Annotated in this window: 10 protein-coding genes; 6 read left to right on the top strand and 4 right to left on the bottom strand. The window is 41.1% G+C overall.

Annotated features, from left to right (window positions below; translation table 11 throughout):
* Window positions 1–130: 130 nt before the first annotated feature.
* On the bottom strand, window positions 131–3187 hold the full coding sequence (locus LCH52_09310) for a T9SS type A sorting domain-containing protein (protein ID MCA0388679.1): 3057 nt from the start codon (window positions 3185–3187) through the stop codon (window positions 131–133).
* Between the two features lie 16 nt (window positions 3188–3203).
* Entirely contained in the window at window positions 3204–3635 is a 432-nt protein-coding gene (locus tag LCH52_09305) for a hypothetical protein (GenBank protein MCA0388678.1), read from the bottom strand.
* Window positions 3636–3942: 307 nt separating this feature from the next.
* On the opposite strand from LCH52_09305, the gene LCH52_09300 reads away from it, so the two are divergent.
* Together LCH52_09300 and LCH52_09295 are read left to right on the top strand one after the other, a co-directional pair.
* The gene (locus LCH52_09300; protein MCA0388677.1) at window positions 3943–4140 is read left to right on the top strand and encodes a hypothetical protein; all 198 of its coding nucleotides are present in this window, start codon (window positions 3943–3945) and stop codon (window positions 4138–4140) included.
* A complete protein-coding gene (locus tag LCH52_09295) occupies window positions 4140–4394 on the top strand; it encodes a type II toxin-antitoxin system RelE/ParE family toxin (GenBank protein ID MCA0388676.1) in 255 nt (84 codons plus the stop codon). Before LCH52_09300 ends, LCH52_09295 begins: the two co-directional genes overlap by 1 nt.
* Window positions 4395–4502: 108 nt before the next feature.
* Here LCH52_09295 and LCH52_09290 read toward each other — a convergent pair whose 3' ends face one another.
* The gene (locus tag LCH52_09290) at window positions 4503–7085 is read right to left on the bottom strand and encodes a T9SS type A sorting domain-containing protein (protein MCA0388675.1); all 2583 of its coding nucleotides are present in this window, start codon (window positions 7083–7085) and stop codon (window positions 4503–4505) included.
* A gap of 187 nt (window positions 7086–7272) precedes the next feature.
* Between LCH52_09290 and LCH52_09285 the strand changes: the two genes are divergently transcribed.
* From LCH52_09285 to LCH52_09270, 4 genes are read left to right on the top strand one after another with little or no spacing between them, the layout of a single operon-like run.
* Window positions 7273–10119 carry a hypothetical protein gene (locus LCH52_09285; protein ID MCA0388674.1) on the top strand — a complete coding sequence of 949 codons (2847 nt, stop codon included), beginning with the start codon at window positions 7273–7275 and terminating at the stop codon, window positions 10117–10119.
* A complete protein-coding gene (locus tag LCH52_09280; protein ID MCA0388673.1) occupies window positions 10119–12095 on the top strand; it encodes a DUF2723 domain-containing protein in 1977 nt (658 codons plus the stop codon). Before LCH52_09285 ends, LCH52_09280 begins: the two co-directional genes overlap by 1 nt.
* A gap of 11 nt (window positions 12096–12106) precedes the next feature.
* Window positions 12107–13135: a bifunctional phosphoglucose/phosphomannose isomerase gene (locus tag LCH52_09275; protein ID MCA0388672.1), complete on the top strand. Its 1029-nt coding sequence runs from the start codon at window positions 12107–12109 to the stop codon at window positions 13133–13135.
* A 30-nt stretch (window positions 13136–13165) separates the two neighbouring features.
* On the top strand, window positions 13166–15136 hold the full coding sequence (locus tag LCH52_09270) for an ABC-F family ATP-binding cassette domain-containing protein (GenBank protein ID MCA0388671.1): 1971 nt from the start codon (window positions 13166–13168) through the stop codon (window positions 15134–15136).
* A 373-nt stretch (window positions 15137–15509) separates the two neighbouring features.
* On the opposite strand, the gene LCH52_09265 is transcribed toward LCH52_09270, so the two are convergent.
* Window positions 15510–17267 (bottom strand): ABC transporter ATP-binding protein/permease, encoded by a 1758-nt coding sequence (locus tag LCH52_09265; protein ID MCA0388670.1) that lies wholly within the window; start codon window positions 17265–17267, stop codon window positions 15510–15512.
* Window positions 17268–17505: the final 238 nt, after the last annotated feature.

Genomic DNA, 17505 nt, shown 5'->3' with positions numbered 1-17505 from the left:
AAAGAGGCTGCCTGATATCACAATCAAGCAGCCTCTTTCAATTTTTGATTCATTACTCGTTATGTTTCAACCACCACACATTGACCGGTCAAATTCATAACTCATAAATCATAAGTCATAACTAACAACTCTACTTCTGCAGTATCATCTTTACGGTCTGAATTTTACCACCCGCTTTGATTGTGCAGAGGTAAACACCGGATGCAACTGCACTGCCAAAATCGTTTTTGCCGTTCCATTCGTAAGTGTATCTTCCTGACTGGTGATAACCATTTGCGATTTCGGCGATTTTCTTGCCGTTTATATCGTAGATTATCATCGTAACATTTCCTGATTCAGGCAGAGCAAACCTTATCTTCGTTGTTGGATTAAACGGATTCGGGTAGTTCTGTGAGAGTTCGAAAGCTGTCGGAACAGAATTGTCAAAGTCGATGATTGCTGTTGGTGACTGAACAGTTGCTCTCATGAAATATGTCTCGTTCCATGCGGACCAGGTTGTTCCGTCAAAATCCCAGGCTCTGCTGTTATTGGTCTGGTTGTAGCCAAAATTGGGTCTGTTTACACCGTCATATATCATTCCGATAAAGAAATCATTCGTTACGGTAATGTTTTGGGCAGATGTATTCCATGTGTTCCATCCCGGTACGGTCGATGCCGTAACAGGGTTGTAATTCACGAGGTCTGCACCCGGTGCTCCGTTTCCGGCTTTTGTTCTGACAATTGGTTTAAATGTGGCTGTGCCGGCAGTGGTTCCGGTGATATAGAAACTGATTGCTGTCAGTTTCGCATTGGCAACCGGTGAGGTCATTCTGTTGGCAGATCCCTGACCATTGTTGGGCCAGTTATATCCACTCAGGACTGAGCCATTGTCATAGACAAGCTCGGTAATCTGACCTCCCGAACCTCCGCCAATGGTAGAAGTCCATACACTTCTTCCGTGAGTGAAGGCAACAATTTTGTTGTCAGAAGCTCTGATTCTCAGATCGGAAACGACCACATTTGGAAGTGAACTTCCATCTCTTACCCATGAGGTACCACCATCAGTGGTTGAAAAAACACCAAGGTCTGTGCCTGCAAACAGATTCGAAGTGGAAGCCGGATTAATTGCAAATGAATTAACAGGAATGTTTGGCAGGTTTGATGAGATGTTTGTCCAGGATACACCCGCGTTTGTGGTTTTGTAGATTTTCTGTCCCGAACTGAATCCAGAGAAAGTTGCATAGGCAACATTACTGTTTGCGGGATCGATCACTACTTTTGTAATGTAGGAGGCAGGAAGTCCTGAATTTCTCAGGTTCCAGCTCGATCCGGCATTAGTGGTTACCTGAACACGCCCGTTAGAAGTACCTGCATAAATCACGCTCGAATTTCCTTTTGCGATGGCAAGTGCGGAGATTGTAGCACCATTTCCACCGGTTCCGTCACCTGTCAGATCACCTGAAATTGCTGTCCATGAAGATGCAGAATTGGTTGTTCTCCAGACTCGATATGTTCCACCTGCCAATATCTGCGGGTTGTTCGGGTCCATGGTGAAAGGTGAGATAAAGAGAGTTCTGTCAGTTGTCCCATCCCAGAATCCTGAACCAACGGGAATACCGCTCATTGATTTGTTGAATGATGCTCCACCGTTTGTCGACTTAAGGAAGCAGAAATTAACATACTCTCCATACATCAGACTCGGGTTGTTATAGTCGATTTCCGTTGCTCCACCGTCTCCACCGATAAGTTCGCTCCAGGAAGTTCCCGATGAGAGACCCAGGGTACCGTTATCCTGTGTGCCGCCATAATATTTGGCAAGAGTTGGATGGATAGTACCGTAGTAGAATTGTGTGATGTTCAGTCCATTGTTAAGGGATGTCCATGTACTGCCGCTGTTTGTGGTTTTGTAGACACCACCATCATTCCCCACAATAAGGGTTGAGGATGAAGAAGGGCTGAATGCGATTGCATGTATGTCAGCATGCATGAAAGGTGGTGCGCCCGCCTGTGTGTACCAGTTGGAAATTTGTGTCCATGAAGTACCGCCATTTGTCGTTTTCCAGGCATCGAGGCCGGCTACATATACGATATTTGCATTTGCTGGATCAACAGCAATTATGTTATTGTACCATGCCTGTCCTGATGTGTAGGTGGTTGCACCAGAGAAGGCAGGTCCAGGAATGGTTACGCTTGACCAGTTCGAACCGCTGTTTGTGGACTTGGACAAAACACCGCACTGATTCGTGCTCAAATCGTGTCCGGATATATAAACAGTGGAGGGTGAGGATTTCGAAACAGCTATTTCATATCTGCCGATGCCCGACTGTGTAAATATCTGTGACCATGTTGCTCCTGCATCAGTCGATCTTCGCACAGTTGCCTGAGAAAAATGTCCAAAGGAGGCGTATAGAGTTGTGGGAGATGTTCCCGCAATTTCAAGATCCATACAATTGGAGGCATTAACTATTTTTGTAAACGATGTACCGCCGTTTGTGGATTTCAGCAGTCCGCCTCGTGTGGCTGCCCAAAGCGTGTTGGTGGTTCCGTCGAATTCCAGTTTATTAACAAAGTAGAAATCCGATCCCGTGGTAGCACTCAGTCTGGTCCAGGAGGCACCGGCATCTGTTGTTTTGAAAATTCCTTCGCCTCTTATCGCATCTGCGTTAAAGAAACCTTCACCGGTTCCTGCGTAAAGAATATTGGAATTCGAAGGGTCCATAACCAGTGCACAAACAGCAATATTCTCCATCTGGTCCTTTAGAGGGGTCCATGAAGTACCTCCATTTGTGGTTTTCCAGACACCACCACCCACTGCACCGATATAAATAATTGATGCATTATTAGGATTTATTACGACAGCTCTTACTCTGCCGCCTATATTGCCCGGTCCGACTTCAGACCAGGAAAGAGCGGTGGAATTATCCAAATTATCAGGTCTTGTGTTGTATCTGTCAATGTGTTGAAGAGCTTCTTCACGCCAGTTATTGGGGATTGAACCTGTAGCCGATTTTCTTTGATCTATGAACCATTTCATCGCCTCGTCGGGTGAACCGTAGTTCAATTTGGCATGCTTCTTTTTCTCAATTTTATACTGTAAATAGTCCTCCATCGTCATTACACCGGTATGCTCGTACGCAAATGAAAATGCAAAGACGAGAAGGATGGTGATGGTGATAGACGGGATTACAAATTTGAATTGATTTTTCATTTTTTTTGTCCGGTTTTTATTTTAAAACTTTGTGGAGTATCCACTTTGTATCGCTGAGGAAGAACTCAATTTTGACCTTATCCCCGGCTTTCTTCTTTGAGAATTCCTTTAAAGCCTGATTTTCGTCATTATTTAAGAGTTCCTTGTTTTCACCAAGTCTGAAGTTGGGTAAAATTTCATATTGTCCATTAATTACTGCGATGCTTGGATAGGCATCATCTTCAAATATTTTTGTGACAGCAATTTTCGCTGTATAGTCAGTTTCACTTTTGACATCCATACTCAAAACCTGCACTTCAGCGATAGTTTTGTTTGTCTGAATGCTTGCCGGCTGGGAAGGTGGATTGTTTTTGTTGGATGTGTCAACGGCGTCCTTGTTCGAACAATTGCAACATCCATAGAAAAAGAATATGATAAAAAGGATTGGAAGTGATTTGATTATTTTCATAAGATATTCCTCGATTAATTTTGGAAATATAAGATTATTTTTCGTCAATTTGTGCATGAAAATTATGGCAGATGATTTAAATCATACTTATAAGCAGGTAATACAAATATTATAGACCTGATTAATTAACCTCTGACATGTTGCGAACAGGCAAGTCGATGAAAGAAATAAAAATTAACTTGTATTTAATAGATTCAAGTTATATATTTCAAATACATTTTGATAAAAGTCATACTGTTTAATCTAACAGATTAGTCAAATGTCGAGTTTAAGTTCGTCACAAACAATAATGAATATAGGTACAAAATTGTCAACGCTCAGAACAAACGAGAAAATTTTTTACGGTAAAAATGGCAAACCCGAAACGGTCTTGCTTGATTACAAGGTATATACTGAGATGCTTGAATTAATTGAAGATTCAAAGTGTGTCAAAATCATTCAAGAAAGAGATAAAGAACCAAATATTGACGAGAAAGATTTTTCCGGCAAATTTGGATTGGATTAATGTATACACTGGAATTCAAAAGCTCAGTTGAAAAGGATTTTAGAAAAATTCCAAAAACACAACAGGTGAAAATTTGGAAAGAGATCCAAAAACTGAAAGATGATCCAAGACCAAAAAACTCCCGAAAATTAGCCGGTACGGAATCGGATTATCGTATCCGTATTGGAGATTACAGGGTGGTTTATCAAATAGTTGATGATTCAAAACTTGTCGTTATTTTTACTGCAGCACACAGAAAAGACATTTACAGATAAATAATCATTGTGACTGATTATCTTATCTTCCCTCCGGATTAGCAAATCATGAAAAAGGCTGCCCTTTTGAGACAGCCTCTTCATAATCGTAATTAAAGCAAATTCTGTTTATTTGCTTAATATCATTTTAATTGTTTTCTGGTTGTTTCCTGATACAAGCCTGCAGAAATAAATTCCTGAACTTACAGGTTTCCCAAATGAATCCGATCCTTTCCAGTCAACTTCATATGAACCTGCATTCATCGAGGAGTTGTGGAGTGTAGCGATTTCCTTCCCTTGCAGATCATAAACTTTTACAGTCACCATTCCGGAAACAGGTACCGAGAATCTGATTTTTGTGGACGGGTTAAAAGGATTCGGATAATTCTGTAACAGATTGAAATCAGCCGGATTGTTTGCCAGTTCCTTTATGGAAGTGGCTGCAGCTGGGGTAGACCAGGTTCCTCTTCCGTGGGTGTGAACAAATATCTTATCGTCTGACGCTCTGTAGTCCATATCGAAGATCGCGACATTGGGGAGACTTAAACCGTCTCTGTACCAGGTGTTTCCACCATCTGTGGTTGTGAAAACTCCAAGGTCAGTACCTGCAAAAACTGCCTCGGTGCGGGTTGGAACAACCAAAAGTGAATTCACGGGGATATTGGGCAGATTTCCTGAAATGTTTGTCCATGTTGAACCATAATCGGTGGTCTTGTAAACCTTGTTTCCGGCAGCAAAACCAGAGTATGAGATGTATGCTGTTGCTTCATTTGCAGGATCAACAACTATTCTCGTTGCGTAGGCAGTTGGGAGACCGTTGTCTCGTATATTCCAGGAGCCGCCTCCATCGGTCGTCACCTGAACTCTGCCGTTGGTACAACCGATATAGATGACATTCGAATTTCCTTTTGCAACTGCGAGTGTGGAGATGGATCCTCCCTCTGTACCTGTGCCGTCACCCGTGAGATCACCTGATATAGCTGTCCAACTGGTTGCCTGATTTGTAGTTCTCCAGACTCTGTAGGTACCACCCAGCAAAATGTGCGGGTTGTTCGGGTCCATAATGAAGGGTGTAATAAAGAGCGTTCTGTCGGTTGTACCGTCAAAAGTTCCGGGTCCAACAGGAATACCACTCATCGATTTAACAAAATTGGTACCGCCGTCAGTTGATTTGTAGAAACAGAAGTTGGTGTACTCACCATAAACAAATTCGGGATTGTTATAGTCAACTTCTGTAGCACCGCCATCGCCGCCGATAATTTCTTTCCAGTTTGTACCTGTTTCAGAAACAAGAGTACCATTATCCTGAGCACCCCCATAGTACTTCTCCTGTGTAGGATGAACAGCACCGTAATAAAACTGTGTAATTGCAAGATTATTGTTTTTCATTTCCCAACCGGAACCGCCATTAATACTTCTGTAGACACCACCATCATTTCCTACATAAACGGTATTTGGATTCAGAGGGTTAAACGCAATGATATGGTGGTCGGCATGTGCGAAAATCGGGTTGGTTCTTTCAGCATCCCATTGAGTAATCTGCTCCCAGCTTGTTCCACCATTCGTGGTACCGAACATGTCGAGCCCTGCAGCATAAATAATATCCGGATTGGTCGGGTGGACTGCAAGAATGTTGTTGTACCAGGCTTGTTGACCCGTGTAGGTCGGATCACCTGAAGCAGTCGGACCGGGAATTGTGATATCATTCCAGGAAGCCCCTGCATCGGTTGTTTTCACGAGTGCACCGCACTGATTGCTGGTCATGTTCTGACCCGAGGCGTAGGCAATCATTGGATTTGAGGGAGCTATTGCAACTACGAGTCTTCCAATGCCCGAGCGTGTAAATGAAGGAGAGAATGATTCTCCATTATTGGTCGAAACCAAAACTCTGCCTTGCTGGCTTAATCCTTGAGCTACAAAGATGTTTGATCCTTTGATGGCGAGATCGGTTACATTCGAATTGTCGCCAAGTGACCTTTGCTGAAAACTGCCTCCACCATCGGTCGAGTAGAATAGACCCGCTCTTGTAGCTGCCCAAAGTTTCCCGTTTGAAGGGTCGATTGCCACTTTGTTTACAAAATAGAAGTTGTCGTTCATGGTGGAATTCAGTTGTGTCCACGATGCGCCGCCATCTGTGGTCTTGAAAATTCCTTCACCTTGAAGAGCGTCTACATTGAAAAATCCTTCACCTGTACCCGCATACAAAATGTCGGGGTTTGCGGGGTCCATACAGAGAGCATTTACGGCTAGATTCTCCATCAGGTCTTTCAAAGGTGTCCAGCTTTCGGCACCATCTGTGGTTTTCCAAACACCGCCACTGGCGGCGCCAATGTAGATGGTATTCGTATCTGTTGGATGGATCACCATTGCCCTGATTCTTCCACCAATGTTACCGGGACCGTGGGCTGTCCAACTGAATGCTTCGGTTGCAAGAGGGTTTAGATTGTATTTTGCGATATGCTTCAGGGCATTCTGTCGCCAGTCAGCCGGAATTGAACCGGTGGCAGACATTCTTTGCTCGACCAGCCATTTAATTGCCTCATCCGGCTTGTCGTAACTCATTTTGGATGGTTTCTTTTTCTTCTCAATTTTAAATTGAAGAAAGGCTTCTTTGGTGTAATACCCATTTGCCTGATCCGCAGATTTAAAGGCTAATATGGTAAAGACCAGGATTATAAAGACAGAAATGAATGAAAAAACATTTTTTTTCACTTGAGACTCCATGATTGATTAAAAGTGGCTACGAATAATTCCGCAAGGGTATTATTGAACTATTTAAAAACTTTGGGGAAAGGGTGCTGTTTCTGTAATATTAAAAAAGTAACTGTTTCAAATATAACAATAATTTAAATAAACCGTACATTTAGTTTTAATTTTTTTCAACTTTTAAAGTTTTGATTTGGCACTCTCGGAAGAGTTTAATTTACGATTGTTCGAACTTGTCTCAGGATATCTCCCTTCCGTGGAAATCGGGAAGTTGTCTGAGCTGATACAAACAGAGGTTGTAAAACACCACTTCCACAGGGGGTGTGAGAATAATTTCTTAAAAATTTTAGAGAGCAGTTTTAACAAGGCAGCGCTTGTCAGGGATTTGATAAAATTCCCACAGCAACTTGAGGTCCTTGTTTCAGTGGCAGCCAATAGTAACTATCTCTCTGATGTGCTTGTCAGAAATCCTGAATTTCTGTACCGGATATTTGATCCTACACATCTGGAATCCCGCCTTGAAAGAAACTTTTTCAGGGAAACGGTTTTTGCTTCAGTTCTGATGCAAAAATCATTTGACCACAAAGTACGCAGAATAAAATCACTCAAACGACAGGAAATCCTTTCTACAGGTGTAAAAGATCTGATCGGGTATATCGATCTAAAGCGGGCTACGGAGGAACTTTCAAACATGTCTGCCGTATTGGGTGAGGCACTGTTTCTTTGTTGCTTTGAAAAGGTATTAAAGAAGTATGAAATTGATAACATCGGTTTTCCGGAACTGGCAGGGATCAGGGAAGTTGATAAAAAAGATGAAGAGTTGTTTTCCGGGTTGACCGGCTATGCGGTTGTCAGTCTGGGAAAACTTGGCGGGGGTGAGCTTAACTACAGTTCAGATATCGATTTGATTGTAATCTTCAACGATAATTTTCGTCTGCCGAACGGAAGGGAATATTTCGAACTGCTGAATGAGACAATAATTCTGTTTACTGAATCGGCAGTCACAGTTACAGATTCAGGTTATCTTTTCAGGGTGGATTTCAGATTGCGACCCGACGGGCATGCTGCTCCTCTTGCTAGGACATTGCGGGATACTATCCTTTACTACGAGACCCGGGGTGAGAACTGGGAAAGACAGATGCTGATTAAGGCGGGATATTTTTGTGGAAGTCAGGAGCTTTATAAGCGTTTTATTGATTCCGTGACACCTTTTATCTATCCGGCATCATTCTATTCTTCGCCAAAGGAGCAGGTAGCACGGCTAAGAAACACGATGCTAAGAACGATTGGTGACGATAAAAATATTAAGTTGTTCAAAGGAGGAATCAGGGACATAGAATTTGGAGTTCAGGCTCTCCAACTCCTGAACGGAGGTAAAAACAAACAGTTGCGGACCGGAAACAGTCTAAAAGCGATCTCCGAATTGCAGTTGTCCAAAATCCTGACTGAAAAGGAGGCAAAGCTTCTGACGGATGCATACATATTTTACAGGAAGATCGAACACTACCTGCAATTGATGAATGACAGGCAGACACATATTATTCCCGACGAAGGTGATTTGCTGCAAAGTCTCACGCGATATCTCGGATTCTATCATGTCGATGCCTTCAATGCGAAGCTCACAACATACCGCAAGGAGGTCAGGAGCATCTATGAATCGATTATCGGGCTTGACGAATCAGACTCCAAACCGGCTATCGATCTTTCTTTTTTCAAGGATGAAGCAAAAGCAAAAAAAAATCTTCTCTTTCTGAAGGAAGGCAAGGGTTTGATCGAAATAAAGGAATTTGACTCCCGAACGACGGCTCTCTATCTCGAGATTGAACAAAAACTCCTCTTCCTTCTCTCAGGTCGAAAATTTCCCGACATTGCTCTTTCAAATCTTGCCAAGGTTATTCAGCGAAGTGCCCTTCCTTCGTACTGGTATGAGGCAATGAAGGACGAATTCCTGATGGATTGTGTCCTCAACCTGTGTGAATATTCGGATTATGCCATAAATTTATTGACAGAGGATCATTCGCTGAAGGAACTGATCTTCTCCGGAAAGATTTTTGAAAAGATTGATCCTGAATCAGACTATGGCTTAGATACCAAAGCGATACTTTTCCTCGCTGCATCCCAGTTTTTTCTCGGGTTCATAGATGAGGCGGAAGCATCGCAACACATTTCCGATACAATTCGGTTTAAGGTTGAAAAGCTTATAAAAGAATCTTCACGGGGAAAAAGCGGATTTTTTGTTTCCATTGCGGGCAGTTTTTCCCTGGGTGAGATGCACCTTTTTTCCGATGTCGATTTAATAGTGGTTTGTGATGACATGACCTCGCATCCCGAAATGGAGGAATGGTTCATTAAGGTGCTCGCAGATATCAGGGAAGAGCTGTCTCCACTGACTGCAGATTGCAGGTTGAGACCCGAGGGGAAATCTGGACAGCTCATATGGGATATTAAAGCGTACGAGCACTATTTCAGAAAGAGGGTTCAGATATGGGAGTTACAGTCGCTAACCAAGGTTTCCTTTCTTTACGGGGATAATGAAGTTTATTCTCAGTTTATTAATCTGATACTTGAAAAGGTTGCTTCCCTCGATAAAGAGACACTTCGACAAGAAGTTTACGAGATGAGAAGAAAACTGTATCCCGCCTCGTTTAGCGGACTAAACAATCTCCCCGATCTCATAAAAGGGAGAGGTGGTGTTACTGACATTGAATTTATTTCTCAATACCTCTTACTTTTGGATTCGATTTTTTTGAAATTATTCATGGGAAACGGAAACAGGAAGGTACTCGCAGCACCACAATCATCTGTAACTTTGGATATCGAGATGATGAAAAATCTTTTGGAAGGATTCGAATTTCTCAGAAAGACAAGACTTGCTGTCGAAGTAATGTACCGGACAAGTAACAATCTCCTTCCTGCAAAGGCGAAAGGGGATAAGCTGTTTAGATTCCTGGGATTCGAATCATATGAAGAATTGTATTATACGGTTCAAACAACACTTAAAAAGAACAATGAAATCTTTCAAAAATTGCTTAAAGGTTAATGGAAACAATTAAAAGATTCTACGCCTCAATTACAACGGTAGTTGTATTCCTTGTCTATTATTCAACAATGGCTCCATCCGTTCTTCAGATAGACACGGGAGAACTTGCCGCAGCACAGGCATTGGCGGGGATTGCACACCCGACGGGGTACCCTTTGTTTACCATGCTCGGGTGGCTGTTTGCATCAATACCTTTGCCTTTTTCTGTGATTTATCAACTTAATCTTTTCGCAGCGATTACCACCTCCATCGGTGTTTATTTCTTTATAAAGAGTGTGGAATACATCCTTGTGAATTTCTCCGCTTTTGAAAATTTTGCAAAAGCTCGAAAATCAGGTAAAAACAAGTCTTCCCGCAAGAATGAGAAACCGAAACAAGTGGACTTGCAGAGTGATGAGCCGGCCAAATCAGGATTCAAATCAGATGAGGTACTTCTTTTCTCAGTTCTTGGTGGATTAATCCTTGCTTTTGGGAAAACCGTCTGGTTTCAGAGCACATCAGTTGAAGTGTATTCGCTTCATCTGGCACTAATCTCGGGAGCTTTTTACACACTTTTAAGAGCTTTTGCTTTGAGTTCAAAAGATCGGACAGGCGGAGAGGATACCGGGTTCATTTTACGAAAAGAGATACCCTGGCTTGTGTTTGCGGGAGCATTGGCACTGTCATTCTCGAACCATATGACTACTCTTTTGATAATTCCGGCGACTGCTTATCTTTTCTTTTTAAGATTCAGGTTACGGAAAGAAGGGTTCTTCACACTCGGGAAAATGCTTGCTCTCTTTTTCCCTCTGTTAATTTTGTTGTATGCCTGGCTTCCGATAAGGGCCTCGGCAAATCCTGAAATAAACTGGGGAAATCCTGTCGATCTGGAACGAATTCTTAGACATGTTTCCGGTAAGCAGTATCAGGTTTGGCTTTTCAGCTCATCGGCTGCTGCGGCAAAAAATTTCGCAAAGTTTTTTTCAGGTCTCCCGGCAGAGTTTTATCTGTCACTGCTCGCTTCGCTGATTGGAATAATTTACCAGATAAAAAACTCCACCAAACTCCTGATCACAACACTTCTGCTGATTTTTGGTACGGTATTATATGCAATAAACTACGATATCGTCGATCTCGAATCATATTTTCTTCTCGCATATGTCGGGATATCACTTCTTGCTGTATTCGGGATTATTTGGCTGCACGAAAAAGTCAGGGATATGAAAAAGACCGTAGCAACCGGCATTTTTATCGTTCTTGTTCAGGTTGGATTCACTTATGGTTCTGTAAATCAAAGTAATAATTTGATTTTCGAACAGTACACAAAGGCTATTCTTGAGAAATCGCCAAAGAATTCTCTTATTTTTAGTTATCAGTGGGACTATTTCCTTTCTGCATCATACTATTTTCAGCATGTTGAAGGGCTTCGGAAGGATGTGGCGGTGATCGACAAGGAACTTCTGAGGCGTTCGTGGTACTATAACCAGTTGAATGTGTGTTACCCGTGGTTGACTTCCTCTTACAAAACTGAAGCTGATGTTTTCTTGAGGGAAGTGGTACCGTTTGAGAAAGAGAAGCCTTATGAAGCACAGATTATCGAGAGAGCTTATCGAAATGTAATTCTGGCGATACTTCTGAAAAATATGAAAGACAGGCCTGTATTTCTCGCACCGGAACTTGTTGATAAAGAGCTTGCCAACAAGGAATTTGAATTGCCGCCAAATATTAAACTGGTGCCCGACCTTTTCTTCTTCCGTCTGACGGACGAAGACGAATACATCCCGGCTCCTGATCCAGATTTTACATATCAGACAGGTGGTGTTGATAACATATATGTGGAACAGATTCGTTTACTGACGGGTGCCATGCTGCTCAGAAGAGCGCAGTATGAACTCTCTTACAACAAAAAGGAGAGGGCAAAAGTCTATATTGACAAGGTGATTAAAGACTTCCCCGGGACACAGGTTCCCCCCGAATTCATGGAAAAATTAAAGTAGAAAGAAGCAAAATGTTAGAATTAATTAAAAAATTAGACCCGACTAACCAGTTCGAAGTCCTGTTAAACTCATATAAACAAATTGAAAACGCCATTGAAAACAGGTTTGATATAAATCTTGATGTAACAGGAATTAAAAATATTGTTATCTCAGGTCTTGGTGGTTCAGCCATTGCCGGTGATGTGTTCTCTCTGTGGGCAAAGGATGAGCTGAAAGTGCCCCTGTTTGTCAACAGAAATTACGGGGTGCCAAACTTTACTTCATCCGATACACTTGTGATTTGTTCCTCTTACTCAGGTTCAACCGAAGAGACCCTTTCGGCGTATGTGGCTGCGGGTGAAAAGGGAGCAAAAAGAGTATGTCTGACAACAGGCGGGACTCTCAGAGAATGGGCTGACAGAGATGGAGTGACTGCCATTCCCCTCATGCCAGGCTTCCAACCGAGGTTCGCTCTCTATACCTCATTTTTTAATATACTGAATCTCTTTTCAAAACTCGGTCTTGTTAAAAAGGATGATGACCTCATTGCAAGAATCGTGGACAGATTGAAAATGAAAGGCGAAGAGTTCTCGAAGCCCGGAAATTCCGCTTACTCGATTGCTACCGAGGTTAACGGAAAACTTCCTTTGATCTATTCCGCTGCAGGTGTAACTGATTCGGTTGGTACAAGATTAAAAGGTCAGTTTAACGAGAACGGCAAGTCGCATGCATTTCACAATATTTTCCCTGAGATGAACCATAACGAGATTATTGGATGGGAAACCTACGGCGCAATAAATGAGTCGTATTTTGTTTTTGAAGTACTCGATGATACAATTCATCCTCAAATCAGAAAACGATTTGATGTATTCAATGAGATTCTCGGAAAACTGAAGGTACCGGTTGTAATGATTCAGAGCAATCTTCCTACTTATCAGGAGAGACTGTTCGACATGATTTATTACGGTGACTGGATAACCTACTACCGGGCGATCGTGTGGGGAAAAGACCCGGTTGAAATTGATTACATACATTTATTAAAAGAAAGACTTAAACAGTGACAGTTTTTGCAACTGTAACTAAGTAAAAATATGATAGATATAGTAAATCTCTCACTGCAGTTCGGTGGGAAATACCTTTACAAGGATGTTAATTTTAAAATTAATGCCGGTGACAAGATATCTCTCGTCGGTTCAAACGGCACAGGAAAATCTTCTCTTCTCAAGATGTTAAATGGATACATCGAGCCGGAAAAGGGGGATATATTCAAAAGAAAGAATATTGCCATTGGCTATCTTCCTCAGGAAAATGTAACCCACAAGGGGAGAACCCTCCTCGAAGAAGTCCTCGCCGGTGTCCCCAATCTGAAGGAACTGCAGGAAAAAGAAGCTGAAATAACCTCTCTGCTGAATGATCCCGATTCTGATCCTGCTGAAAGGGACGGACTCGTGGAACAGCTCGGTGAGATTCATCTTAGGCTCGAGGAGATCGATTCATACTCTGCAGAGGCAAGGGTGGAGAAAGTGTTGCTCGGACTTGGATTCCAGATGAGTGATTTTGAAAAGCTGACAGACCACTTCTCGGGAGGCTGGCAGATGAGAATTGCTCTTGCCAAGATGCTGATTGCTGAAAATGATCTGTTGATGATGGATGAGCCGACTAATCACCTCGATATCGATTCTCTTGAATGGCTGACAGGTTTCCTTAAAACTTTCAAAGGGGCACTTTTGCTGGTCTCTCACGACCGCCGTTTTGTGAATGCAGTCACTACCAAAACTCTTGAGATTTTCATGAACGATTTCTCGGTTTTCAACGGCAATTTCGATCACTATTTGAAGGCAAAAGCTGAACGGGATGAACGGCTTGAACATGAGTATGAGCAGCAACAGAAAAGAATGAAGGAAATTCAAAGTTTTGTTGACCGGTTCAGGTACAAATCATCCAAAGCGAAGCAGGTACAAAGCCGGGTGAAGATGCTGGAGAAATTTGATAAGATCGACCTCCCCGACTTTGAAAAAGGGATCGCATTCAGGTTCCCCGAGCCTCCAAAAACCGCCCAGATTGTATTTGAATTAAAAAATATCACTATGCGGTTTGGAGATAATCTTGTACTTGATAAAATAGATTTACGGGTCGAAAAGGGTGATAAAATCGCTTTTGTTGGTCCAAACGGTGCCGGAAAATCAACTCTCTCAAAAATTATTGCGTCTGTTCTGAAACCAACTTCAGGTGAAAAAATATTGGGTTACAACACTTCAATAGCATGGTTTTCACAGGAACAGAGCGAGGTTTTGGATCCCGAGCTCGATGTACTCGAAACAATTGCATCTGAATCAGGTGACATGACACTTCCCCAAATCAGGGCTCTTGCAGGTTCATTCCTCTTCACAGGTGATGATGTTTTCAAGAAAGTCGGGGTTCTTTCTGGAGGTGAAAAAAGCAGAGTTGCTCTGGCACTTCTCCTATTGAAGAAAGCCAACCTTTTGATTTTGGATGAGCCCACAAACCATCTCGATTATACCAGCAAGCAGGTTTTGCAGAATGCACTCGTTAAATTTTCGGGCTCGCTGATAATTGTTTCCCACGATGTGGATTTCCTTCAGCCAATTGTGAACAAGGTTGTTGAAATCAGAAGGGGCTCTTTCAAAATCTTCCCCGGTACGATCGAATATTACCTCCGTAAAAGAGGTGAAGAGATGATGGAGAGGGATAACATCTCAGGACGAACAGGAACTATCAAAACAGAAGATTCCGCCTCTGTAAACCGTAAAGATCAGAAACGACTCGAAGCCGAACTTCGAAACAAGCGTTACAAAGCAACGAAACATATCAATGATAAAATAGAAAAAATTGAATCAGAGATTGCTTCACTTGAGAAGAAGGTACAGGAGTGTGAGATCGAGATGGAAAAACCCGGATTTTTCGACAATGCCCGCGAAGCCATGCAGAAAACCAGTCAGTACCAGCAACTCAAGGAAGATATCGAAAAGAAAACCGCCTTATGGGAAGAGCTGCAGATTGAACTGGAAGAAACTTTGAAAACTATTAGCTATGATCTATGAACTATTAGCTGACTTTTTAGCGATGGATATGAAATAGCACACGGATGAGACGAATTTGACAGATTTACACGGATGGGGGTTTTAATAGTTCCACGGATTTCGCGGATTCAGCGCAGATTTCACGGATGGGTAGGATACGCGGAATCACGCAGATCAAACAGATTTCCGCAGATGGGGATTTGGCCCCGGATGGGGTCATGTCTGGGTAGAGATGGTTCCGCGGATGGGGATTTTGAGCCCTTTGGGCGGCATATGGGTAGCAATCGGGCGACCACCTTCGAAAGAGCCCTTTGGGCGGCATATGGGTAGAAATCTACAACAATCAACTCTTGTCCGTTAATTATCGCTTATAAGTATTTATGTTTAAACCAATCTAATTATAGTAATTACCAAGTAAATCATTATATTTAATTGATATTTTAATCAAATCGCTATGACGTGCGTCGTTTTCAACAATACCATTTGAAATCAACATTACTCTTGGATTAAACTCATCAATGTTAACAAATCGATGAGTTACAAAAATACAAATTTTTCCCTCACCATGACTTTTCATCAACTTGTAAATCTCTCTTTCAATATTTGGATCTAGCGATGATGTTGGTTCATCGAAAATATAAGCCGAACGGTTTTGGATAAAAGCTCGAGCTAATGCTATCCTTTGCCACTGCCCTTTTGATAGTTGTTCTCCGTTAAACCAGTGCCCCATTTGAGCATCTAGTCCACTACCAAATTTTAATACTTTTTGGTCTAATTCAACCTTTTTTAAAGTACCCCAGATTAAATCGTCTTCATTAATTTGATCCACTGAGCCAAAACCAATATTTTCTCGCAAGGTTAACTCATATTTATTAAAGTCTTGAAACACAATTCCCATTAGACTTCTCAAACACTTTTTATCAATAAGGGAAAGCTCTATATCATTAATTAAGATCTCACCATAATAGGTTGAATAAAACCCGCAAATCAACTTAACCAGGGTGCTCTTACCTGATCCGTTATCTCCAACTATTACAATAGACTCTCCTCGTCTTATTTGAAAACTCACATTTCGTATAACAAACTCGTTTCTCGCTTGATAGCTGAATGATACGTTCTTAAACTCAATTGAGTCAATTTCGTTTATCTTTATCCCTTCCATTGTATCATTTTCAACTTGCATATCAATTAGTTCAAAGAAATGAGAGACATATAATGTATCGGTTGAAAGACTCGAAATCAGATTTAATAAATTGGTAACACTCACTTGTACAATGCCAAGACTATCAAAATATGCAACAGTATCTCCAATTTTAAACACCCCTAAAACAGACATCTTAATAATTTGTAAAAGCACTAAGATGCTAATACTCTCATCTATAAAACTAGTCAACATTTCTACATAGCTTTTTTGTTTGTTTATTCCGTTATCTTGCTTTAAAATTCTTGTATTAATAGAATGGTATAAACCAATTAGATATCCTCCCGTTTGATATGCTTTAATTTCTTTACATGCTAAGTCATTGGTCAATAAATACCGGATGTAAGAAGTCTTTCTTGCTAATTGCATTCTTTTCATTCTGATTTCATAATATTTATAGTTTATGTAAGTGTTTAGAACAGTTGTTAAAAACGGAACAATTAAAACCAGTAAGAATACATACGATTTCCAGCTTAATATTGCAAAAATTACTGATGTTAAAGAAACTATTTGTGTCACAAAACCTAGTAAATTTTGATAAGTTGAATATATTCTAACCCTGCCTTCGTTCTCTCCCTTTGCAATAACATTATACTTCTCTCCATTTTCAAAGTCGCTTACATTTAATTTTTCACATTTCTCTAAAACACTGATGCTTGTATCAAATTCGACTAATAAACGCTGCTTTTGAGTAAAATAATTCACCAGAGAGTTGTTTACTCTCACTATGAAATTTATACTAAAAAAAATTATAAGGGTCTTTGTTATCATCGCTTGTTGCAATATAGTTGAATCTGCTATTGTATTAATAAGTTCACGCATGGCCCATAGGCTGGCAACAGGCGAGATACCTCTTAACATTGAAAATATAAATACTAATATAAAATATTTCGGTGAAGTTACATAAGTAAGACTAATAACTCTATATAATATCAATGCTATTTTTTTCACGATATATTGAACACCTCATTATCTTAATCATACATAAGTGCTAAAGTCATCCGAATTCATGAAATTATTCAAATTATGACTTTTGGAAGTGGTATTGTTTTGACCACATAAATTGTCTTCGTGAAGAAGTCAGCTTATGTGGTCAAAATCATTTCTCATTTTATAGAAAATCAGATAGTTTATTTATAGTGAAAAGTAAATCATTTTCACTTATATTGAATCAATCAACTTTAATTCA

This window comes from Bacteroidota bacterium (assembly GCA_020161395.1).
GTDB lineage: Bacteria > Bacteroidota > Ignavibacteria > Ignavibacteriales > Ignavibacteriaceae > UTCHB3.
This window is presented reverse-complemented; position numbering and strand designations above follow the sequence as displayed.